The organism is Streptomyces rubrogriseus, assembly GCF_027947575.1.
GTDB lineage: Bacteria > Actinomycetota > Actinomycetes > Streptomycetales > Streptomycetaceae > Streptomyces > Streptomyces rubrogriseus.
In genome coordinates, this window is the sequence record NZ_CP116256.1 from 7,565,011 (window position 1) to 7,586,903 (window position 21,893).

Sequence of the window (21,893 nt, forward strand, 5' to 3'; positions counted from 1 at the left end):
GTCACAGACCCGTGACGCACGATGCCGCTTATCTCCCGTTTAGGTGCCGTTGCCGGAACCGGAACCGGAGGCGGTCGGGGACCCGGGATCCGCCGTCGTCGGTGTCGTCGTCGGTGTCGGCGGTGTCGACGTCGGCGTGGCGGGCACCGAGCTGGTCGGCGTGCCGCCCCCGTCGTCGCCTCCGTCCGCGAACAGCGCGGCCGCGGACACGCCCGCGCCCGCCGCCGCGACGACCAGCAGCACCGCCAAAAGCACGCTCCGCTTCACGCTCCGCGGCGCGCGCAGGGGCTGGACGGTGGCGGCCTCCTCCGGTGTCGCGGGCGTTCGGCCGGTGCTCAGGAAGGCGCGCAGCATCCGCTGGGCCGACGCCGCGTCCAGCCGCCGCCGCGGATCGCGTTCCAGCAGGCCCCGTACGACCGGGAGGAGCGGCCCGGCCTGCGCCGGTGGGCGGATCTCCTCGGTGACCACGGCGTGCAGGACACCGCCCAGCGAGTCGCGGTGGAAGGGGGACGCGCCGCTGAGGACCGCGCACAGCAGCACGCCCAGCGACCACAGGTCGGACTCGGGGCCCGTCCCGGCCCCGGACATCCGCTCCGGCGCGGTGTACTCGGGGGAACCGACGAAGGAACCGCTCTCGGTGAGCGTGGTGGCGCCCGCGACCTGGGCCACCCCGAAGTCGGTGAGGACGACCCGGCCGTCGTCGGCGACCAGCACGTTCGACGGCTTCACGTCCCGGTGCAGGATCCCGGACGCGTGGGCCGTGTCCAGGGCGTCGAGCAGGGCGACGCCGATGCGGGCCGCCTCGACGGCGTCGACCGGACCACGCGCGAGGACGCGGTCGGCGAGCGAGCCGCCGTCGACCAGTTCCATGACCATGTACGCGCGTTCGTCGTCCTCGACCACGTCGTGCACGACGATGACGTGCGGGTGCCGCAACTGGGCGACGGCGCGGGCCTCGCGCAGGGTGCGCTCACGGCGCCGTCGGGCCTCGGTCGCGGAGAGGGTCTCGTCGAGCGGGAGGGCCTTCACGGCCACTTCGCGGGCGAGCAGTTGGTCGGTGGCCCGCCACACGATGCCCATGCCGCCGCGGCCGAGCCGCTCATGGAGCCGGTAACGGCCCGCGATGACACGCCCGCCCGCCCCCTCGGTCACCATGCGTCCCATCATGCCCCACCGGACGCACCGGCTCCGGGCCGCTGTCACACGGGTGGCCGACAACCGACGGGCGTGCGGACGGTGTCATGACGGGAGCACGGCTCAGCCGGTCTTCTCCTGCCAGCCCTGCAGCACCGCCTTGAACCGCCGTTGCGTGGCCGGCCAGTCGCCCGCCGGTCCCGTCATGTTGAGGGCGTACTCGACGCCGTCGCGGGACATGTACATCTGCGACACGGCGCGGCGCGGGCCGGGGAACTCGGTGTCCTTCGCCAGCGCGGTCCAGGTGTACTCCCACCGGGCGCTGTCGCGGTCGCGGTAGCCGGCGCGTTCGAGCTTGACGCGCTGGTAGTCGACGAGCCGCTGGAGCAGTTGGGCGTCCAGGTCCTGCTGGTGCGCGTACGGGTCGTTGTAGTCGGGTGCGGTGTCGATGGATATGCGCAGGACGTGGTTGCCGCCGTCGGGGGTGTAGTCGATCTGCCGGAGTTCGCCGCTGTCGCCGTCGAAGTCGCTGCGCTGCCAGTTCTCGGGCAGGTAGAGGCTGAAACCCAGCGGGTCGTCGCGGCGTGTCCAGTCGGCCGGGACGGATCCACCGGGGCCCTTGCCGGTCGTGGCGGAGGCGGAGGGGGAGGGAGCGGCCGAACCGGTCGGCCCCTGGGTGGGGTCGGGCGCCGCAGACGAGCCGCCGTCGTCGCGCTGTTGCAGCACCACGGCGGTACCCGCGCCGATCAGCGCGGCGACGGCGACGACCAGGGCGAGCGTGCGCATGCGGACCCGCCGTGCCCGCCCGGGAACGGCCCCGCCCGCCGCCGGGGCCGTCGCGTAGCCCGGCGCGGTGTACCCGCCCGGGGCGTGTCCGCCGTGGGCCTGTCCGCCGTGGGCCTGTCCGCCGTGGGTGTGTCCGCCTTGGGTGTGTCCGCCCTGGGTGTGTCCGGTCGGCGCGGGCCCGACCGCCGTGGGACCGGTCGCCGGCGGGTACGGCGTGGCGCCGGTTCCTCCGGCCTGCGGGTACGGCGTGGCGCCGGTCCCGCCGGCCGGCATCCCCTGGACGGCCGTGTCGCCCGCCCGCGGCGGCCCCGCGTACTGGGTGGTCGGCACGTAGGCCTGGGCCGCGTCCGGGCGTCGGCCCTCGGCCGCCTGGGCGAGCAGGTGCTCGGCCTCGGTCGCGTCGGGCCGCTCGGCCGGGTCCTTGCGCAGCAGGGCGCTGATGACGGGCGCGAGCGCACCGGCGTACCGGGGCTCGGTGGCCTCCTCCTCGACGACCGCCTGCATGGTGGTCAGCGGTGAGGTGCGGCGGAACGGCGACCTGCCCTCCACCGCCGTGTACAGCGTCGCGCCGAGCGCCCACAGGTCGGAGGACGGGCCGGGATCGTGGCCGCGCACGCGCTCGGGCGCGAGGTAGTCGACTGAGCCGACGACCTCGCCGGTCCGGGTGATGGTGGAGTCGCCCTCGATCTGCGCGATGCCGAAGTCGGTGAGCAGCACCCGGCCGTCGTCGGCGAGCAGCACGTTGCCCGGCTTGACGTCGCGGTGCAGGACTCCGGCGGTGTGCGCGGCGCGCAGGGCCCGCAGCACCCACAGACCGACGCGGGCCGCCTCCCGCGGCTCGACCCGCTCCTCCTCCTTGACGGCGTCGGCCAGCGAGCGGCCCTCGACCAACTCCATCACGATCCACGGCCGGCCGTCGTGTTCGAGTACGTCGTGCACGGTGACGACGGCCGAGTGGTTGATCCGTGCCGCCGCGCGCGCCTCGCCCCGGGTGCGTGCCAGGAGGATGGCCTGGTCGCTCTCGGAGACGTAGAGCGCGGCGGTCAACTCCTTGATGGCGACGGTCCGGTGCAGCACCTCGTCGTGTGCGCGCCACACCCGGCCCATGCCGCCGCTGCCGATGGCTTCCCCGAGCCGGTAGCGTCCCGCGACGAGCCGGCCCTGCATCTGATTCACGTTGCCCCGCAATGGTCTTGTCAGGGTCAGACTAGGGACCGGCCCCCGCTCGGGGAACGGGTGGGGTGGCATGGAAACCGCTCTGTGACGGTTGTCGCTTTCCGTGACGGGAGGCAACCATCGGGCCGAACTGCGTTCAGCGCGTGTACTGGTAGGTGGCCGAGGCCTGCTCGAACAGCCGGGTCACCTGGTCACGCTCCGCCTCCGGACCGCGGACCTGCACCACGTGGTAGCGGCCGTCGATGAGGATGGCGACGTTGCGCACGTACAGCTCGCCACCGGCTCCGGTCCAGGTGAACTGCCCCTCCGCCATGGTCCGTCCGCCGACCTCGATGGTCTTCAGGCCGCTGGAGGTGGCCCAGCTGGAGGCGCGGTACGAGGCCAACTCGGGTTCGCTGTCGCGCTGGTAGGTCATCGGGTCGTCGCCGAACTCCGAGGCGCGGTCGCGGCCCGGCACGACGATCAGCTCGAAGTCGCCCTTGCCGTAGACGACCTGACCGCTGCCGTTGCGGGGCGTGCGGTTCCAGCCCTCGGCGACGGCGACGCGGAAGCCCTCGGCGTCCTTGCGCAGGGTGAATCCGTCGGCGACGTTGGACTGGGGCTCGGTGGAGCCGCCCGCCGTCCGCGAGGCGCCGGGGTCGGGCTCCGGGGAGCTGCGGTCCGGCCGGGGTTCGCCGCCGGCGTCCGGTGACTTCGCGGGCGGTGCCTGGCTCGCCTCGCCGGCGGCGCCGGTGCGGTCGGCGGTCCCGGCCCCGCTCGTGTCGCTCTTGGGCATGAAGAACATGGCGTAGGCGACCGCTCCGGCCATCGCGAGCAGTATCAGCAGGAGCAGGGTCCGGCCGAGGCTGCGTGGCGAGCGGTCGGTCTCCGCCCTGCCCCGCTTGTGCCGTCCGTGGTGCGCGGGCAGTCCGGCGCGCCGCCTGCGCACCAGCTCGCCGCGGCGGCGCACGATGGGCAGCCGGCCGGTCTCGACGGGGGGCGCCGAGATGACGTGCAGACCGGCCTCCGGCTCGGGCGCGGACCGGACGAGGGAGCGCAGCCAGCCGCTCAGTTCCTCGAAGTCGATGCGTTCGGTGGGGTCCTGACGCAGCAGCGACTCCACGACCGGCCGGAGCGGCCCGCACTCCTCGGCGAAGGCGGGCGGCTCCGCGCACACGATCTGCACCAGCTCGGCGGTCGACTCCTCCGGGTAGGGCGCGTGCCCCTGCACGGCACGGAAGAGCAGCGCGCCGAGGGCCCACAGGTCGGTGGCGGGGCCGATGGGCGCGGCCAGCTGCCAGTTCTCGTGCACGGGACCGGCCTGTTCCGGCGCCCAGCGCTCGGTCACGGGGCCGACCACGGCCATCCGTGTCTGGCGGGCCCGCTCGGCGGCGAGCGCGGTGGCCGGATTTCGCTGCCCGGGCGTACGCCCGGCCAGGTCGTCCCAGCCCGCGGCGGGCCGGGACCCGCCCTCGCGCTCCGGGTCGGCCGCCCCGGAGGGTGCTGCCCGCCACGGCCCGGCGGCGGCCTCGGAGGCGCCCTCCCTCGACCGTGCGGCGGGCCCGGCGGCGGTCTCCCGCCACGGGGCGGCGGGCCCCGCGGTGTCCTCCGGCCGCGCGCCGGGCAGGGCCCGCCCTGCCGCCGGGCGGGGGGCGGGGAACGCCGGGTCGTCCGTGGGATGTGCGGCGGAGGACGCAGGATCAGGGGTACGGGGTGTGGCGCCGTGCCAGGCGGTGGTGCGTACGCCGTAGGGGTCCGTGATCTGCCCCGGCGGCACGGCGGCACCGGACGGGGCGGGGTCGCCGACGCTCTCCTCGTCCCACGGTGCGCCGGATGCGCTGTCGGGCCCTATGGCGTACGGAGCCTGGCCGGAACCGGCGGCGAAGGCGGCCCGGACGCTTCCCTGGCCGGGCCGGGCGTCCGGCGCGCCGCCGCCCGCCTCGACGCCGTGGCCGGTCCGTGCCCCGCCGGGCGCGGTGCCGTGCGGCGACCGGCCGTCGCCGTCGTACGAGGAGCCGGGACCCGTGGCGAGGCCCGGGCGTCCGCCGCTCGTGCCGGGGCCGCCGGCCTGCGTGGCGCCGTCGGGGGCGGAACGGGCGCCCGGCAGGGCCGCGCGGCCGTTCTGGGCCTCCTGGACGCGGGCCGCGGCCCTGGCTCCGGCGCGGTAGGCGGCGATCGCGCTAGCCCGGGCGGCGCGGGCGTCCGCGGCGGCGTCGAGCGAGGCGGGTGCGAGGCCCGCGGGGGCGGTGCCGGGAACCGGAGTCCCGGGCACCGGGAGCCCGCCGACGCCCCGCGCCTCGATGGCGGCCCGCCGGGCGGCCTCCGGGTCGGCGTCCCCGGACCGAAGACCCCGGCGCGCGGGACGCCGCCGCCCGCACCGGGGATCGCGTCGGGCTCGGGCGCGGCGTCCGGTTCCCCGTCGGGCGGCGGGGGCACCGGGTCGTACCCGCACAGCGCCTCCTCCGCCGCCCCGACCGCCAGGCCGGTCAGCATGACCCGCCCGTCGTCGCAGACGAGCACGGTGCGCGCGGTGATGTTGCGGTGCACCCAGCCGTACGAGTGCAGCACCCGCAGGGCCAGGAGGACGTCGGAGGCCACCTCGGCCGCCCGGTAGGGCGTCAGGGTCTGTTCGGTGAGCAGCGCGGCCAGCGGCCTCGCGGCCACCAGCTCGCTGACGATCCACAGCGAGCCGCCCTCGGCGAAGACGTCGAAGACCTGGTCCAGGCGCGGATGGTCGGGCACCGCCGCCGCGGCCTGCGCGGCCTCGACGGCGCGCCGCACCACCGGGTCGGCCGGACGCCTGGGCCCGCCGCCCGCGGCCGGGGGCCGCCTGCCGGGGTGCCGGACACCGCCGTCCCGGGCGGTGAAGCCGTCGGGCAGACCGTCCGCGTCGAGCACCTCGGCCTCGACGACCTCCGGCAACGGCACCTGCCGGACCAGGACTTCCTGGCCGCTGTAGGTGTCGAAGGCCCGGGTCTCGGTGAGTTCGTACTCGTCGGACGGCGGCAGGGGCAGGCGGTAGCGGTCGGCGAGCACCCGTCCCGCGTAGTCGTCCACGTCGCCACCCCCGGCAGCCGTCGGTCAATTCCGTTCGTCCGGCGGGCCGTTCCGGCTGCGTACGGTCCGCAACCACTCACGATACGTGCCGGAGGCAACCCGCAATGAGCTGATGCCAGATCTCGGGCGCCTCAAACCCGGGTCCCCTCGCGCCGGGGCCCGGGTCCCTCCGCTCAGGACTTGGGTTCGAAGGTCTTCGACAGGGTCCGCCAGGTGTCCCGGCGCAGGTCGTCGCCCCAGTCGGCGGCCTTCGCGGTGTACATGAGCGCGTAGCCCTGGTGGTCGTTGACGACGAACCCGCGGTCGACGGTGCGGTACTTGGTGCCGCCGTCGGTGTAGGTGAACTCCCAGTCGGCCGCGTTCCAGCCCCGGTAGCCCACCTTCTCTATGCGGACCTTCTGGTAGTTCGAGCGGACCATGTACTGCTCCTGGCTCTTCCAGTCCGCGACGGGGTCGCCCTTGGGCGTGGAGGTCCAGGCGACCAGCAACTTCTGTCCGCGGGGCCCGGTGAACCGGTCGCCGGAGGAGCCCGTGGAGGCGAACTTCCAGCCCTCGGGCAGTCCGATGCGGTAGCCCTGGCCGCCCTGGTGGGTGGTGGCCACGTCCTCGTCGTCGGACTTCCCGGCGTCGTCCGACTCGCCGTCGGTCGTGCCGGACGCGCTCGCCCCGGCGTCCGGGGCTCCGGTCGGGTCCCCGTCCGTCGCCGGGTCGGAGGCGGAGCCGTCGGTTCCGGTGCCGCTCTCCTCGTCCTGCTTGGTGTCGCCGCTCGCGCCGGCGGAGGCGACCGCCTTGCCGCCGTTGCCGCCCTCGGCGCCCTTGTCGTCGTCGCCACCGCCGAGCGTGAGCGCCAGCACGGTGCCGAGCACGGCCAGCGCCACGACCACGGCGATGATGATCAGCGTCCGGCGCGGCACCACGTCGGTGAGCGGGGCCCGGGGCACGGGCCGGGCGGGCAGGTCCGGCGGCGGTACGACGGGCCAGCCGGAGCTGCGCGCTCCCCGGCCGCGTTCGCCGCACCGGCCCCCGGGCCGACGGCACCTGGACGCGCGCCCGCACCCGCGCCAGGTCCCGCGACCGATCCCGCCCTCGGCGCCGAGCGGGGCGGCGGCCGTCCCGCCGGATCCGTGGGGCGCGGCCCTGTGGGCCGTGCTCCCCTGGACTGCGGTCCCGTGGGCGGTAGACGTCCCAGCGGCTCCAGCCGCGCTCCGGCCGCCGTCGCCCGGCTTGGCCCGCGAGGCGGCCGCGGCGCCCGCCGCACCGGCCCCGACCGCGGCCTTGCGCACCGAACGCAGCGCTCCGCGGAGCTTCTCCCCGGCCTCCTCGCCCAGCTTGCCGCCGGAGCCCTGGGAACCGCCGCCGCGGCGCCTGCGCCCGTCCGGCTGCGGGGGCAGCGGCACAACCTTGGTGGCGTCGACCGGCTCGGTCCCGGCCGTCTGCTCGGGCGCGTGGATGACCTTGTTCAGCATCGCGCGGGCGCCCGCGTCGTCGAGCCGCTGGTCGGGGTCCTTGGTGAGCAGCCCGTAGATGACGTCCCGCAGCGGGCCGGCGTTCTTCGGCTCCTCCAGGTTCTCCGTCATCACCGCGGTGAGCGTCGCGATCGCCGAGCCCCGGTCGTAGGGCGGGGTGCCCTCGACGGCGGCGTACAGCAGCCCGCCCAGCGACCACAGGTCGGCGGCCGGTCCGGGCTTGTGGCCGCGGGCGCGCTCGGGGGAGATGTAGGAGGGTGCGCCGACGAGCATGCCGGTGGAGGTGATGGAGGGGTCGCCCTCGACCTGGGCGATGCCGAAGTCGGTGAGCACGACCCGGCCGTCCTCCGCGATCAACACGTTCGACGGCTTCACGTCGCGGTGCAGGATGCCCTCGCGGTGCGCCGAGCGCAGCACGTCCAGGACCGCGAGACCGACCTCGGCGGCGCGCCGGGGCTCCAGCAGTCCGTCCTCACGGATAGCCTCGGCGAGCGACTTGCCCTCGACGAGTTCCATCACGATCCACGGCCGGTCGTCCTCCTCGACCACGTCGTAGACCGTGACGGCGCTGTTGTTGCGGATCCGCGCGATCGCCTTGGCCTCGCGCAGCGTGCGCGTGATCAGGCGCCGCTTCTCCTCCTCGTCGATGTTCCCCGGGAACCGCAGCTCCTTGACGGCGACCGTGCGTCCGAGGGTCTCGTCCTCGGCGCGCCACACCGTCCCCATGCCGCCGCGGCCGAGCACGTCTCCCAGCCGGTACCGCCCGGCGAGGAGACGTGCGCTCTTGTCCGTACGGGATGTCCCCGCCCGCTCCGCCTCCGACATGCGTCCCCTCATGCAACCCGCCCTGACAGAGCCTTCATTGTCCCTCACCCGACAAGTGCTCTACGCCCAGGGTGCCCGCAGGGTTCCCTCCCCGCCCTCCTCACCGCGCCGCGATGTCCGGCGCCCCCAGCCGCGCCGCGTCGGCCGTCAGGTCGTCGGGCTGGCGCTGCGACTCCCGCTCGGCCTCGACCCGCTTCTCGTAGTGCTGGATCTCCCGGTCGACCTGGCCCTTGTCCCAGCCGAGGACCGGCGCCATCAGCTCGGCGACCTCGCGGGCGCAGCGCGTGCCCCGGTCGAAGGTCTCGATGGAGATACGGGTGCGCCGGGTGAGTACGTCGTCCAGGTGCCGCGCGCCCTCGTGCGAGGCGGCGTAGACGACTTCGGCGCGCAGGTAGTCGTCGGCGCCGGTGAGCGGCTCGCCCAGGGAGGGGTCGGCGGCGACGAGTTCGAGCAGTTCCTCCGTCAGCGAGCCGTAGCGGTTGAGCAGATGCTCGACGCGTACGACGTGCAGCCCGGTGCGCGCGGCGATCCGGGCCCGCGCGTTCCACTGCGCGTGGTAGCCCTCGGCGCCGAGCAGCGGGGTCTCCTCGGTGACGCAGTCGGCGACCCGCAGGTCGAGCCCGTGCACCGCCTCGTCCACGGCGTCCTTGGCCATCACCCGGTACGTCGTGTACTTGCCGCCCGCCACGACGACCAGGCCGGGCACCGGGTGGGCGACGGTGTGCTCGCGCGACAGCTTGCTGGTGGCGTCCGACTCGCCGGCCAGCAGCGGGCGCAGCCCGGCGTACACGCCCTCGACGTCGTCGCGCGTGAGGGGCACCGACAGCACCGAGTTGACGTGTTCCAGCAGGTAATCGATGTCGGCGCTGGAGGCGGCCGGGTGGGCCTTGTCCAGGTCCCAGTCGGTGTCCGTGGTGCCGATGATCCAGTGCCGGCCCCAGGGGATGACGAACAGCACGGACTTCTCGGTGCGCAGGATCAGACCGGTGCTGGAGTGGATGCGGTCCTTGGGCACCACCAGGTGGATGCCCTTGGAGGCCCGGACGTGGAACTGGCCGCGCTCGCCCACCATCGCCTGGGTGTCGTCGGTCCACACCCCGGTCGCGTTCACCACCTGCTTGGCGCGGACCTCGTACTCGCCGCCCGCCTCGACGTCCTGCACCCGCGCGCCGACCACCCGTTCGCCCTCGCGCAGGAAGGAGGTGACCCGCGCACGGTTGGCGACCTTGGCGCCGTACGCCGCCGCGGTGCGCACCAGCGTGGCCACGAAGCGGGCGTCGTCCATCTGGGCGTCGTAGTACTGCAAGGCGCCGACCAGCGCGTCCTTCTTCAGGGCCGGCGCCACGCGCAGGGCGTGACGGCGGCTCAGGTGCCGGTGCAGCGGCAGGCCGCGCCCGTGACCGCGGGCCATCGACATGGCGTCGTAGAGCGCGACGCCCGAGCCCGCGTACAGCCGCTCCCACCCCTTGTGCTGGAGCGGGTACAGGAAGGGCACCGGCTTCACCAGGTGCGGCGCCAGCCGTTCGAGCAGCAGCCCGCGCTCCTTGAGCGCCTCCCGCACGAGGACGAAGTCGAGCATCTCCAGATAGCGCAGCCCGCCGTGGATCAGCTTGCTGGACCTGCTGGAGGTGCCCGAGGCCCAGTCCCGCGCCTCGACCAGGCCGACGGACAGGCCGCGCGTCACGGCGTCGAGCGCCGTACCCGCGCCGACCACGCCGGCACCCACCACCAGCACGTCGAGCTCGCGCTCGGCCATGGCCGCGAGCGACTCGGCGCGCTGCGCCGGCCCAAGGGTCGCTGTCCTCACTGCTGCCTCCCGCTGTCGGTCGCGTCGGCCGCACCCGTCGGGCGAGCCCGGTTCCTGGTACCCACCATGCCCAGATTCTGACCGGCCTGCCCGACTTCGGCAGCCGCAGGCCCGAACCTGTGGACAAGCCCGGGACCCGATGAGCCCCAGCCTGTGGACGACTTCCCCGCGGGCCCGCACCGGCGGGCACCGCACCGTCGACACTCGCCGAAACTCCGCAGATCAATACCGCAAATCGGTCATATTTACTCCTAGTCTGACGTTGTGCTCGCCCGTCCTGTCCACCGGGCTTGCGCACCTGTCCCGCTTCGGCTACTGGGAAGGACGGCCCACGCCATGCCCGCAGATCTCGCCGTCATCGGACTCGGCCCGTACGGCCTGCCGCTGGCCCAGGCCGCCGTCGCCGCCGGCATCCCCACCCTCGGCTACCGCACCGGCCCCGAGGCCGACCCGCTCACCCCCGCCGAGGTGCGCCGGATGCTCGCCACGGGCTTCCGCACCCCGACCGGACCGGCCGGACCGGCCGAGCTGGGCCGGGTCCGCACCGCCGTCATCTGCGCGCCCACCCCGCCGGGCGCGGACGGCGGCCTCGACCTCACCCAGATGGAGGCCGCGGCCCGCACCCTCGCCGCCCACATGCGCCCGCACACCACCGTCATCCTGGAGTCGCCGGTGCGGCCCGGGACGACGGAGGACTTCCTGCGTCCGCTCCTGGAGCAGGGCTCCGGGCTGCGCGCCGGCCGCGACTTCCACCTCGCCTACTCCCCCAGCCGCGTCGACCCCGGCAACCGCGACTTCACCCCGGCCAACACCCCGAAGGTCATCGGCGGCCTCACCCCCGCCTGCACCGAGTCGGCGGCCGCGTTCTACAGCCGCCTCACCGACAAGGTGGTCCGCGCCCGGGGCCCGCGGGAGGCGGAGACGGTGCAGCTCCTGGAGACCAACTTCCGGCACGTGAACATCGCCCTGGTCAACGAGATGGCGGTGCTCTGCGACGACCTCGGCGTCGACCTGTGGGACGTCCTGCGCTGCGCGGAGACCAAGCCCTTCGGCTTCCAGGCCTTCCGCCCGGGCCCCGGCGTCGGCGGCCACTCCGTCGCCCAGGACCTCACCGGCCGGGCCCCGCACAGCCTGCGCATGGTGGAGCTGGCCCAGCAGGTCAACGCCCAGATGCCCCGTTACGTCGTCCAGCGCGCCGCCGCCCTGCTCAACGAGCACGGCAAGTCCGCGCGCGGCGCCCGCATCCTCCTGCTCGGCGTCACCTACAAGGCCGACCTCGCCGACCAGCAGGCCACCCCGGCCGAGGAGATCGCGACCCGCCTGATGTCGATGGGCGCCGCCGTGAGCTACCACGACCCGCACATCCCGTCCTGGAACGTCGCCGACCGCCCCGTCCCCCGCGCCGACTCCCTCTACGAGGCCGCTGCCGACGCCGACCTCACGATCCTCCTCCAGCAGCACCGCACGTACGACCTCCAGGGCCTGTCGGTCAAGGCCCAGCTGCTCCTGGACACGCGGGGCGCCACACCCACGGGGGCGGCGCACCGGTTGTGAGACGGGGGCGCACGGGGGTGACCGTGCCACGGGGCTGGTGGTGGGAGGGCGGCTGCGCCGGTACGGTGGGGAGCGGATGGCGCCCTCCGCAGTGGGCCTGTGGCCGGGTAACGGGTGTCCGCCCCTGATTCTCGTAGGGACGGCCACTCACCGTCCGAAAGGGTGGAGCCCACCGCAGGGGATTTGCGGCAGGCTCCAGAAAAGTGAACGGAGTGTCCACCCCTACGTCTTATAGGGGTGGCCGCTCACTTCCCGTGAATCCGCAGGATCCACCTCCTCCGGAACTTCACCATCCGCAGACGGATCCGGTCCCAGCGGGTGGGCTTGCGGTGACGGCCCATGGCGCGCCCCCTTCCACGATGCCGCCCATATCCCGGTGAGGCGGTCCGTCTGGATTCGGGCCGGGCCCCGAGGAGCGGGGTCCGGAACGGTTCCTTGGAAGGGGGCGCCCCAAAGAACGGGGTCGCCGAGCAGGGACATTACCGATCCGGCACGGCCCTCCCCGGCGTATTCGTCCCGAACACCACCGCACGCCCCCGCGCCGCGTCGCGCGCCCCCTCAAGAACCCCCGAGCACGCGAAAGGGGCCGGTCACCCATCAGGTGACCGGCCCCTTCACATGCCGTGGCGACTACCGCCGGTGCTGCGAGTCCGCGACCGTCACCTCGACGCGCTGGAACTCCTTCAGCTCGCTGTAGCCGGTGGTGGCCATGGCGCGGCGCAGGGCGCCGAAGAAGTTCATCGAGCCGTCGGGGTTGCGCGACGGGCCGGTGAGGATCTCCTCGATGGTGCCGACCGTGCCGAGGTCGACCTTCTTGCCGCGCGGCAGCTCCTCGTTGACGGCCTCCATGCCCCAGTGGTTGCCCTTGCCCGGCGCGTCGGTGGCGCGGGCCAGCGGGGAGCCCATCATCACGGAGTCGGCGCCGCAGGCGATGGCCTTGGGCAGGTCGCCGGACCAGCCGACGCCGCCGTCGGCGATGACGTGGACGTACCGGCCGCCGGACTCGTCCATGTAGTCCCGGCGGGCCGCCGCCACGTCGGCGACCGCGGTGGCCATGGGCACCTGGATGCCCAGCACGTTGCGCGTGGTGTGGGCGGCGCCGCCGCCGAAGCCGACGAGGACGCCCGCGGCGCCGGTGCGCATCAGGTGAAGGGCGGCGGTGTAGGTGGCGCAGCCGCCGACGATCACCGGGACGTCGAGCTCGTAGATGAACTGCTTCAGGTTCAGCGGCTCGTGCGAGCCGGAGACGTGCTCCGCGGAGACGGTGGTGCCCCGGATGACGAAGATGTCGACGCCCGCGTCCACGACGGCCTTGGAGAACTGGGCGGTGCGCTGCGGGGAGAGCGCGGCGGCGGTGACCACGCCCGAGTCGCGCACCTCCTTGATGCGCTGCCCGATCAGCTCTTCCTTGATGGGAGCGGCGTAAATCTCCTGGAGGCGGCGGGTCGCGTTGTCGGTGTCCAGCTCGGCGATCTCGTCGAGCAGCGGCTGCGGGTCCTCGTGCCGGGTCCAGAGCCCTTCCAGGTTGAGGACGCCGAGGCCGCCCAGCTCACCGATGCGGATGGCGGTGGCCGGGGAGACGACCGAGTCCATGGGAGCGGCCAGGAACGGCAGCTCGAATCGGTAGGCGTCGATCTGCCAGGCGATCGAGACCTCCTTCGGGTCCCGCGTACGGCGGCTGGGGACGACGGCGATGTCGTCGAAGGCGTACGCCCGGCGGCCGCGCTTGCCGCGCCCGATCTCGATCTCAGTCACGTCTGTGGCCTTTCCCTGATGCGTTGCAGCGCCTTCCAGTATCCCCGACGGGCTCGCCGGGGCACCGCAGAGGGCGGCCCCGGATGCTCCGGAGCCGCCCTCGGGAGGCTGCTGCCCGTGTACTTGCCTGCTGCGGCCGCTTACTTGCTGCGGCTGTAGTTCGGTGCCTCGACCGTCATCTGGATGTCGTGCGGGTGGCTCTCCTTGAGGCCCGCGGAGGTGATCCGGACGAAGCGGCCCTTGGACTCCATCTCCTCGATGGTGGCCGCGCCCACGTAGCCCATGGTCTGCCGCAGGCCGCCGACGAGCTGGTGCAGGACGTTGGCCAGCGGGCCCCGGTAGGGGACCTGGCCCTCGATGCCCTCGGGCACGAGCTTGTCGTCGGAGGCGACCTCGGCCTGGAAGTACCGGTCCTTCGAGTACGACCGGCCCTGGCCGCGGGACTGCATGGCGCCCAGCGAGCCCATGCCGCGGTACGACTTGAACTGCTTGCCGTTGATGAACTGCAGCTCACCCGGCGACTCCTCGCAGCCCGCCAGCAGGCTGCCCAGCATCACGGTGTCGGCGCCGGCCGCCAGCGCCTTGCCGATGTCGCCGGAGTACTGGAGGCCGCCGTCGCCGATGAGGGGCACCCCGGCCGCGCGGGCGGCGAGGGAGGCCTCGTAGATCGCGGTGACCTGCGGGACGCCGATGCCGGCGACGACGCGGGTCGTACAGATGGAGCCGGGGCCGACGCCGACCTTGATGCCGTCGACACCGGCGTCGATCAGCGCCTGGGCGCCGTCGCGGGTGGCGACGTTGCCGCCGACGACGTCGATGCCGACGCTCGACTTGATCTTCGACATCCAGCTCAGCGCGTTGCTGTTGTGGCCGTGCGAGGTGTCGACGACGAGGAAGTCCACCCCGGCCTCGGCGAGCGCCTGGGCGCGGTCGAGGGCCTCGGGGCTGGCGCCCACGGCGGCGCCGACGAGCAGGCGGCCCTTGGCGTCCTTGGCGGCGTGCGGGTACTGCTCGGCCTTGACGAAGTCCTTGACCGTGATCAGGCCCTTGAGGATGCCGTCGCCGTCGACCAGCGGAAGCTTCTCGATCTTGTGGCGGCGCAGCAGCTCCATGGCGTCCACACCCGAGATGCCGACCTGGCCGGTGACCAGCGGCATCGGCGTCATGACCTCGCGCACCTGCCGGGTGCGGTCGGTCTCGAAGGCCATGTCGCGGTTGGTGACGATGCCGAGCAGCTTGCCCGCGCCGTCGGTGACCGGGACGCCGCTGATGCGGAACTTGGCGCACAGGGCGTCGGCCTCGCCGAGGGTGGCGTCCGGGTGGATGGTGATGGGGTTGGCCACCATGCCCGACTCGGAGCGCTTCACCAGGTCGACCTGGTTGGCCTGGTCCTCGATGGACAGGTTGCGGTGCAGGACGCCGACGCCGCCCTGGCGGGCCATGGAGATGGCCATCCGGGACTCGGTCACCTTGTCCATGGCCGCGGAGAGCAGCGGGATGTTGACCCGCACGTTGCGGGAGATGCGGGACGAGGTGTCGACCGCGTTCGGAAGCACCGCGGAGGCGCCCGGCAGCAGCAGCACGTCGTCGTAGGTCAGCCCGAGTGTCGCGAATTTCTCGGGCACTCCGTCGACGTTGGCAGTCATGACACCTTCCCCAAATGGCCTTGATCGGTGCGGATGTCCATGCTAACGGGAAGTGGACGTGGCTCATTCCACGATCAAGGAAGCGTGCGACCTTCGTGCTTTTGTACGAGAGGGGCCGCCGCGCGGGTCGTCGCCCCGACTACTGCTCCGCCAGCGCCCGCAGCCGGCTCAGCGCCCGGTGCTGAGCGACCCGCACGGCCCCCGGTGACATTCCCAACATCTGTCCGGTCTCCTCGGCCGTGAGCCCGACCGCGATGCGCAGCAGGAGCAGCTCGCGCTGGTTCTCGGGCAGGTTGGCCAGCAGCTTCTTGGCCCAGGCGGCGTCGCTGTTGAGCAGCGCCCGCTCCTCGGGGCCCAGCGAGTCGTCCGGCCGCTCGGGCATCTCGTCGGACGGGACGGCCGTGGAGCCGGGGTGGCGCATCGCGGCGCGCTGGAGGTCGGCGACCTTGTGGGCGGCGATGGCGAAGACGAACGCCTCGAAGGGGCGTCCGGTGTCCTTGTAGCGGGGCAGCGCGAGCAGCACCGCGACGCAGACCTCCTGGGCGAGGTCCTCGACGAAGTGCCGGGCGTCGCCGGGCAGCCGGGACAGACGCGTGCGGCAGTAGCGCAGCGCCAGGGGGTGGACATGGGCGAGCAGGTCGTGCGTGGCCTGCTCGTCCCCGTCCACGGCGCGGTGGACGAGCCCACCGACCGTCCCCTGGTCCGGGGGCGCATCGTCGTCACGCATCGGTCCATGGTGCCTTGCGGCCGTCCGATCCGTGGCTCCGTGCCCGTTGTTGTGCACCGAAGCGTTATGAGCAGGTGCGCCGGCACTCATCCCCTGCGCCCTCCCCTTCCGCTCGACCGACTCGTCCCCGAGGAACTCCACACCTCAAGGATGCGTCATCCGCGGCGAAACGAGCAGCGGGCGTCCGGCGGGTCGTCTTGTCACCCCCGCTCACCTCGCGATAAGCGGGGATCGTCACGTCCCCGACGGGCCCTTTCGGACTCCCTCGCACGGGGGCGCTCCCTAGGGGGTGTCGTCTGGATCTTGCCGGAGTCGCGAGGTGTGGCACGCACTCCCCCACTGCCTTAAGGGCGTGGGAGGTACCCCCAGCGGCGTCGTCGTCGGTTGCCAGGGCTCCGCCCTGGCAACCCTCCTCCGCCTTGCAGCTGCACGCACCACACCCCGCTCGGGTCAGCGACAAGGCACCGTCGCCCGGAGCCGGCCTGATCCAAACGGCACCCCCTAGCGGACCAGGCCCCACCGGAAGCCGAGCGCCACGGCGTGTGCCCGGTCCGAGGCGCCGAGCTTCTTGAAGAGCCGACGGGCGTGGGTCTTGACGGTGTCCTCGGAGAGGAACAGCTCGCGGCCGATCTCCGCGTTGGAGCGGCCGTGGCTCATGCCCTCCAGGACCTGGATCTCCCGCGCGGTGAGCGTGGGCGCGGCGCCCATCTCGGCCGAGCGCAGCCGGCGCGGGGCGAGCCGCCAGGTCGGGTCGGCGAGTGCCTGGGTCACGGTGGCGCGCAGCTCGGCGCGCGAGGCGTCCTTGTGCAGATAGCCACGGGCACCGGCGGCGACCGCCAGGGCCACGCCGTCCAGGTCCTCGGCGACGGTGAGCATGATGATGCGCGCGCCGGGGTCGGCGGACAGCAGCCGCCGTACGGTCTCGACGCCGCCCAGACCGGGCATGCGCACGTCCATCAGAATCAGGTCCGAGCGGTCGGCACCCCAGCGGCGGAGGACTTCCTCGCCGTTGGCGGCCGTCGTCACGCGCTCGACGCCGGGCACGGTCGCGACCGCGCGGCGGAGCGCCTCTCGGGCAAGCGGGGAGTCGTCGCAGACGAGGACGGAAGTCATGGCCGTCCTCCGCAGCTCTTGCGCGTCACGTTGAGCCTCCAGGCTGGTACGAAATCGTCACCTGTGCGGTCGACCGTCCCGGACGCCCGCCCGAGCACTTGTTCCTTCAACCGCCTCCGCACTCTCAACGATGGTCACTCGAAAGAGTTACGGGGCTGTGTGTCGTCTTCGGCACTCTACGTGAGGGGGCGGCCACGCAGCAGACATGCGGGTGGGACCCGCGCCGTTTCATCACAAGCGGTGCCCCATTCAGCCGCTTTTCTTCCACTTCGCTGGTGTCTGCGGCTAGATTCGCAATGAGTCATATTTTCATCTCCTTAGATCGTAGTTGTACGGTCGTGGACACCGTATCCACCCAGAACGGCTACAAGGGGTCACGCAATGGCAGATTTCTCCCGCCTTCCCGGACCGAACGCGGACCTGTGGGACTGGCAGCTCCTGGCTGCGTGCCGCGGGGTGGACAGCTCGCTCTTCTTCCATCCGGAAGGCGAACGCGGTGCGGCACGGAGTGCTCGCGAGAACTCGGCCAAGGAGGTCTGCATGAGGTGCCCGGTCCGCGCCGAGTGCGCGGCGCACGCGCTGGCGGTGCGTGAGCCGTACGGCGTCTGGGGCGGGCTGACCGAGGACGAGCGCGAAGAACTCATGGGACGGGCCCGCAACCGCCTGGTGGCGGCGACGGCCTCGGCGTCGGCCGGCGGGGAGACGGCCGCCCCTCACTGAAGGAACGTTTCTCTGGACGAACGCGAAGCAAGGCTCCCCGACGCGGTCAGCGCGTCGCCGACTGGCGCGCCCCCGCCCGGGCCAGCTCGTCCAGGGTGGCCGTCACCGCCGGCACCTGCGCCAGGTCGGGCAGCGTGAGCGCGACGATCTCCCGCCGCACGGCCGGCTCCAGTGTGACCGTACGCACGCCCCGCGGCCGTACGGAGTCGACGGCGAGCTGGGGCAGCACGGCCACGCCGAGACCCGCGCCGACCAGGCCGACCACCGCCGGGTAGTCGTCGGTCGCGAAGTCGATGCGCGGGGTGAAACCGGCCCCCTCGCACACCTCGACCAACTGGCCGCGGCAGCGCGGGCAGCCCGCGATCCAGGACTCCCGGGCCAGCTCCCCGATCGCCACGGATCCGACCCCTTCCGACCGGGCGAGCCGGTGCCCCTCGGGGACCAGCGCCACCAGCCGGTCGGTCAGCAGCGGCCGTACGACGAGGTCGTCCCACTCCTCGGCGCCGGCCGCGCCCTCGTAGCGGAAGGCGAGCGCCACGTCGCAGTCGCCCTCGCGCAGCAGCTCGACGGAGTTCGGCGGCTCGGCCTCCTCCAGGGAGACCCGGGTGCCGGGGTGCGCGGCGCGCAGCGCGGCCAGGGCGGTCGGTACGAGGGTGGAGCTGCCGCTGGGGAAGGAGACCAGCCGGACCCGCCCGGCGCGCAGCCCGGCGATCGCGGCGACCTCCTCCTCGGCCGCGGTGAGCCCGGCGATGATCCCGGCGGCGTGCCGCACCAGCGCCTCTCCGGCCTGGGTGAGCCGCATCTCACGCCCGGTGCGCACGAGCAGCGGGGTGCCGACGGAGGACTCCAGCGCCTTCATCTGCTGGCTGACGGCCGGCTGGGTGCAGCCCAGCTCGCGCCCCGCGGCGGAGAAGGAACCGGTGGATGCCACGGCGCGCAGCACGCGGAGATGACGGGCCTCGATCACACCCCCGAGGATAAGCGACCCTTTGACCGGACGCCGAATAATGCGTAGCCGCTTTGATCGCGCATGACCTACCGTTTCGGCATGCACCCTTCCGCCATGAGGCTCCTGTCCGTCAACCTGGGACGCGCGAAGGCGGTGCCGTACACGGACCAGCCCGAGGGCGTCACCGGCATCGACAAGCGGCCGGCCGACGGGCCGGTGCGGGTGGCGGCGCCCGGCTCCGAGGGCATCGGGGCGAGCGGTCTGGCCGGCGACGCCGTCTGCGACACGCGGCACCACGGCGGCACCGACCAGGCGGTGTACGCGATGGCGCGCGAGGACATGGACGCCTGGGGACGCGAACTGGGCCGCGAGCTGCCGAACGGCGCGTTCGGAGAGAACCTCACCACCACGGGCCTGGACCTCACCGGCGCCCTGATCGGCGAGCGCTGGCGGGTCGGCCCGGAGCTGCTCCTCGAGGTGACGTCCGGACGCATCCCGTGCCGCACCTTCCAGGGCCACATGGGTGAGCCGCGCTGGGTGAAGCGGTTCATGGAGAAGGGTGCGCCGGGCGCCTACTTCCGCGTCCTCGAGCCCGGTGAGATCCGCGCGGGCGACCCGGTGCGGATCGTGCACCGCCCCTCCCACGAGGTGACGGTGGCCCTGCAGTTCCGCGCCGTGACGACCCAGCGCGAGCTGCTCCCCCGGCTGCTCGCGGCGGGCGAGGCGCTGCACCCGGAGGCGCTCGCGACGGCGCGGAAGTACGTGGCGGAGTACGGCGCCTGAGCGAAGCGGACGCGCTCGGTCCGCACCGGTGATCGCGCGCCCTAACCTTGCGCCATGACAACGGCATTGATTACGGGATCGACAGCGGGCCTCGGGGCGGCGTTCGCGCGGCGGCTGGCGGCCGACGGACACGACCTGGTGCTGGTGGCCCGTGACACCGAGCGGCTGCGCGGGCAGGCCACGGAGCTGCACGACCGGCACGGCATCGAGGCGGAGGTGCTGACGGCGGACCTGTCGGCGGACCCCGGCATCGACGCGGTGGCGGCCCGGCTGTCCGACCGCAGGAACCCCGTCGACCTGCTGGTCAACAACGCCGGGTTCGGCAACAAGGGCCGTTTCCTCGACGTCCCCATGGCCGACGAGCTGACCATGCTCAAGGTGCACTGCGAGGCGGTGCTCCGGCTGACCTCGGCGGCGGTGGAGGCGATGCGGGAGCGGGGCCGCGGCGGCGTCGTCAACGTGGCCTCGGTCGCCGCCTTCGTCCCGCGCGGCACCTACGGCGCCTCCAAGGCGTGGGTCGTCCAGTTCACCCAGGGCGTGGCGAAGGACCTGGCCGGCAGCGGCGTCCGCCTGATGGCCCTGGCCCCCGGCTTCGTGCGCACGGAGTTCCACGAGCGGGCCGGCATGGGCACGGACAACATCCCGAACTGGATGTGGCTCGACGCGGACAACGTCGTCGCGGCGGCCCTCGCCGACCTGTCCCGCGGCAAGTCCCTGTCGATCCCCGACCCCCGCTACAAGACCCTGATGGGCGCGGCGAAGCTGGTGCCGCGGGGGCTGCTGGGCGGCATCACGTCGCGGACGGGGCGCAAGTACGGGCCGCAGTAGGGGGCGCCGACCCGCTCGTCACCCGAACGTGTGGTCCGACCCGGACCCCTCCTGGCGGGCCGCCGGCGCGACGTAGCGTCGGGTCGCTGCGCCCGCGGCGGGCGGGAGGTCGCAGGTTCGGCGAGGGAGAGGGCGGCATCGCGTGAACGCGGGCACTGGTGACCGGGGCGAACTGTTCGTCGACGGCATCAACAGCGGGCGGACGGACGGGGTGAGGTCGGGCCGGGGGGCGGTGACCGGGGGCGGGACGGTGTTGTTCTCCGACGCTCCCGGCGGTGGGTCGCCGTCGGCGGCCCCGGCCTCGGCCCGCCCCGGTACGGCCGGCACTGCCAATACCGCCAGTACCGCCAGTACTGCCAGTACGGCCGATGCCGTCTCCGTCCCGCATGCCCGGCCCGCCCCGCGCCCCCAGCCCGGCGGTGCCCCCGCCCGGGCCCGGAAGGCGGGCCGGTGGGCGAAGGTCGCGCAGCGGATCGTGCCGGACGACCTCCAGCCCGAGGTGCTGCGCGTGGAGCTGACCGAGCTCGGGAACGCGTTCCGCGCGTACCAGCGGCGCCCGGAACCGGACCTCGCCGTCCTCGCCGAACTGCACGACCGCAAGGCCCGCGCCTTCGCCCTGTGGGCGGACGTCACCGCCGACGCGTCCCTGCGGGAGGAGGCGGACCGGGCCGCGGCGGCCGCGCGGACCACCCGCGAGATGGACGCCAACCGCCGCGGCGTCCCGGTGGACGGGGAGGGGCCGGTGGTCGAGCGGTTGCTGACCCGGGGCCAGGGCGTCCATGCCCGCAACGTGCTGGAGCACGTCCGGGTCGGCGCCCCGTTCCCCGAGGCCGAGGCGCGGCTCGCGGTGTTGATGCTCACCCTGCGGGCCGCGCGCTCCGGTACCGGGAACGTCACCGGGCAGGACCTCGGCGGCTGGTTGCAGGGCGACGCCGAGCGGGTGCTCCAGGAGCTCGTCGACGTGGGCTGGCTGCTGCTGCCGGAGGACGTCACCGCCGACGAGGCGCTGATGTCCCGGCCCGAGGAACCCGCGCAGATCACGGTGCCCACGCTGATCCCCACGCAGCCCCGCCCGTTCTTCTTCGGCAAGGTCACCCGGGCCCGGCTCTCGGGGTGGGCGCAGAAGGTGGTGGGCGACCGGAAGCTGCGGAAGAAGAAGGCGGGGGCTGCCACCAGGCTCCTCGCGGTGTACACCGCGGCCCACAGCCGTCCCGACGGGTGCCTGGGAGGCGTCGGCGAGGACGCCGGTCTGGCGCTGGACGAGGTCGCCCAGTTCTGCGGCCTGCGGCCCGAGGAGGTCGCCGAGCACGCCGGGCTGCTGGTCGCCGCCGGCTGGCTCGCGGAGGAGGCGGACACCACGGACGGCCGGCTGCGGGCCCGGCTGGCCGAGCGCGTACTACCGCTGAGCGGCCTGCTGTGACGGCTCGTCACTGAGCAACGTCAGGGCAAGGGTCCCCAAGGGGCGCGGGGAACTGCGCGACCGGCCACAACGGCGCCGCACCCGGCAACGAACCCGACGGGGCAGACGCGCCCCCGGCACGGCGCCCGGAAGCAACGGTGCCCGGCCCCCCGCAGGGGACCGGGCACC

The 21,893-nt window shown here is 73.7% G+C and carries 14 protein-coding genes and 1 pseudogene; 5 read left to right on the forward strand and 10 right to left on the reverse strand.

Annotated elements, in window-relative coordinates; translation table 11 throughout:
• Positions 1 to 39: 39 nt before the first annotated feature.
• The 5 genes and pseudogenes from Sru02f_RS33885 to Sru02f_RS33905 form a co-directional block, all read right to left on the reverse strand.
• Positions 40 to 1,164: a serine/threonine-protein kinase gene (locus Sru02f_RS33885; RefSeq protein ID WP_109034505.1), complete on the reverse strand. Its 1,125-nt coding sequence runs from the start codon at positions 1,162 to 1,164 to the stop codon at positions 40 to 42.
• 93 nt (positions 1,165 to 1,257) lie between these two features.
• Positions 1,258 to 3,087 (reverse strand): serine/threonine-protein kinase, encoded by a 1,830-nt coding sequence (locus tag Sru02f_RS33890; RefSeq protein WP_167469757.1) that lies wholly within the window; start codon positions 3,085 to 3,087, stop codon positions 1,258 to 1,260.
• Positions 3,088 to 3,232: 145 nt separating this feature from the next.
• Positions 3,233 to 6,132: pseudogene (locus Sru02f_RS33895) on the reverse strand (protein kinase).
• Positions 6,133 to 6,305: 173 nt separating this feature from the next.
• Entirely contained in the window at positions 6,306 to 8,423 is a 2,118-nt protein-coding gene (locus Sru02f_RS33900) for a serine/threonine-protein kinase (RefSeq protein ID WP_373103755.1), read from the reverse strand.
• Positions 8,424 to 8,523: 100 nt separating this feature from the next.
• Positions 8,524 to 10,230, reverse strand: a complete 1,707-nt coding sequence (locus tag Sru02f_RS33905; protein WP_109034296.1) for a glycerol-3-phosphate dehydrogenase/oxidase — start codon at positions 10,228 to 10,230, stop codon at positions 8,524 to 8,526.
• Between the two features lie 336 nt (positions 10,231 to 10,566).
• Here Sru02f_RS33905 and Sru02f_RS33910 point away from each other — a divergent pair, with 336 nt between their 5' ends.
• Positions 10,567 to 11,784: a nucleotide sugar dehydrogenase gene (locus Sru02f_RS33910; RefSeq protein WP_109034294.1), complete on the forward strand. Its 1,218-nt coding sequence runs from the start codon at positions 10,567 to 10,569 to the stop codon at positions 11,782 to 11,784.
• A 630-nt stretch (positions 11,785 to 12,414) separates the two neighbouring features.
• Here the strand turns inward: Sru02f_RS33910 and Sru02f_RS33915 are convergent.
• The 4 genes from Sru02f_RS33915 to Sru02f_RS33930 form a co-directional block, all read right to left on the reverse strand.
• The gene (locus Sru02f_RS33915; RefSeq protein ID WP_052839813.1) at positions 12,415 to 13,539 is read right to left on the reverse strand and encodes a GuaB3 family IMP dehydrogenase-related protein; all 1,125 of its coding nucleotides are present in this window, start codon (positions 13,537 to 13,539) and stop codon (positions 12,415 to 12,417) included.
• A 140-nt stretch (positions 13,540 to 13,679) separates the two neighbouring features.
• Positions 13,680 to 15,185, reverse strand: a complete 1,506-nt coding sequence (gene guaB / locus Sru02f_RS33920; protein WP_109034292.1) for an IMP dehydrogenase — start codon at positions 15,183 to 15,185, stop codon at positions 13,680 to 13,682.
• A gap of 139 nt (positions 15,186 to 15,324) precedes the next feature.
• Positions 15,325 to 15,912: a sigma-70 family RNA polymerase sigma factor gene (locus tag Sru02f_RS33925; RefSeq protein ID WP_003974204.1), complete on the reverse strand. Its 588-nt coding sequence runs from the start codon at positions 15,910 to 15,912 to the stop codon at positions 15,325 to 15,327.
• 501 nt (positions 15,913 to 16,413) lie between these two features.
• A complete protein-coding gene (locus tag Sru02f_RS33930; protein ID WP_003948568.1) occupies positions 16,414 to 17,025 on the reverse strand; it encodes a response regulator transcription factor in 612 nt (203 codons plus the stop codon).
• A gap of 381 nt (positions 17,026 to 17,406) precedes the next feature.
• On the opposite strand from Sru02f_RS33930, the gene Sru02f_RS33935 reads away from it, so the two are divergent.
• Positions 17,407 to 17,745: a WhiB family transcriptional regulator gene (locus Sru02f_RS33935; RefSeq protein ID WP_007444023.1), complete on the forward strand. Its 339-nt coding sequence runs from the start codon at positions 17,407 to 17,409 to the stop codon at positions 17,743 to 17,745.
• 46 nt (positions 17,746 to 17,791) lie between these two features.
• On the opposite strand, the gene Sru02f_RS33940 is transcribed toward Sru02f_RS33935, so the two are convergent.
• A complete protein-coding gene (locus Sru02f_RS33940) occupies positions 17,792 to 18,712 on the reverse strand; it encodes a LysR family transcriptional regulator (RefSeq protein ID WP_109034290.1) in 921 nt (306 codons plus the stop codon).
• A gap of 96 nt (positions 18,713 to 18,808) precedes the next feature.
• On the opposite strand from Sru02f_RS33940, the gene Sru02f_RS33945 reads away from it, so the two are divergent.
• The 3 genes from Sru02f_RS33945 to Sru02f_RS33955 all read left to right on the forward strand — a co-directional run bounded on the left by Sru02f_RS33945 (position 18,809) and on the right by Sru02f_RS33955 (position 21,725).
• A complete protein-coding gene (locus Sru02f_RS33945) occupies positions 18,809 to 19,477 on the forward strand; it encodes an MOSC domain-containing protein (protein ID WP_174855181.1) in 669 nt (222 codons plus the stop codon).
• 54 nt (positions 19,478 to 19,531) lie between these two features.
• Positions 19,532 to 20,305, forward strand: coding sequence for an SDR family NAD(P)-dependent oxidoreductase (locus Sru02f_RS33950; RefSeq protein ID WP_003974208.1), 774 nt, complete (start codon positions 19,532 to 19,534; stop codon positions 20,303 to 20,305).
• Positions 20,306 to 20,447: 142 nt separating this feature from the next.
• Complete coding sequence (locus tag Sru02f_RS33955; protein WP_109034286.1) at positions 20,448 to 21,725, forward strand: hypothetical protein; 1,278 nt, start codon at positions 20,448 to 20,450, stop codon at positions 21,723 to 21,725.
• Positions 21,726 to 21,893: the final 168 nt, after the last annotated feature.

Excerpts from the sequence above, each read along its gene's own strand:
- Sru02f_RS33950 (WP_003974208.1), top strand. The coding sequence starts at position 19,532 with ATGACAACGGCATTGATTACGGGATCGACAGCGGGCCTCGGGGCGGCG.
- Sru02f_RS33885 (WP_109034505.1), bottom strand. The coding sequence starts at position 1,164 with ATGGGACGCATGGTGACCGAGGGGGCGGGCGGGCGTGTCATCGCGGGC.
- Sru02f_RS33935 (WP_007444023.1), top strand. The coding sequence starts at position 17,407 with ATGGCAGATTTCTCCCGCCTTCCCGGACCGAACGCGGACCTGTGGGAC.
- Sru02f_RS33925 (WP_003974204.1), bottom strand. The coding sequence starts at position 15,912 with ATGCGTGACGACGATGCGCCCCCGGACCAGGGGACGGTCGGTGGGCTC.
- Sru02f_RS33945 (WP_174855181.1), top strand. The coding sequence starts at position 18,809 with ATGAGGCTCCTGTCCGTCAACCTGGGACGCGCGAAGGCGGTGCCGTAC.
- guaB (WP_109034292.1), bottom strand. The coding sequence starts at position 15,185 with ATGACTGCCAACGTCGACGGAGTGCCCGAGAAATTCGCGACACTCGGG.
- Sru02f_RS33910 (WP_109034294.1), top strand. The coding sequence starts at position 10,567 with ATGCCCGCAGATCTCGCCGTCATCGGACTCGGCCCGTACGGCCTGCCG.
- Sru02f_RS33930 (WP_003948568.1), bottom strand. The coding sequence starts at position 17,025 with ATGACTTCCGTCCTCGTCTGCGACGACTCCCCGCTTGCCCGAGAGGCG.
- Sru02f_RS33890 (WP_167469757.1), bottom strand. The coding sequence starts at position 3,087 with ATGCAGGGCCGGCTCGTCGCGGGACGCTACCGGCTCGGGGAAGCCATC.
- Sru02f_RS33900 (WP_373103755.1), bottom strand. The coding sequence starts at position 8,423 with ATGTCGGAGGCGGAGCGGGCGGGGACATCCCGTACGGACAAGAGCGCA.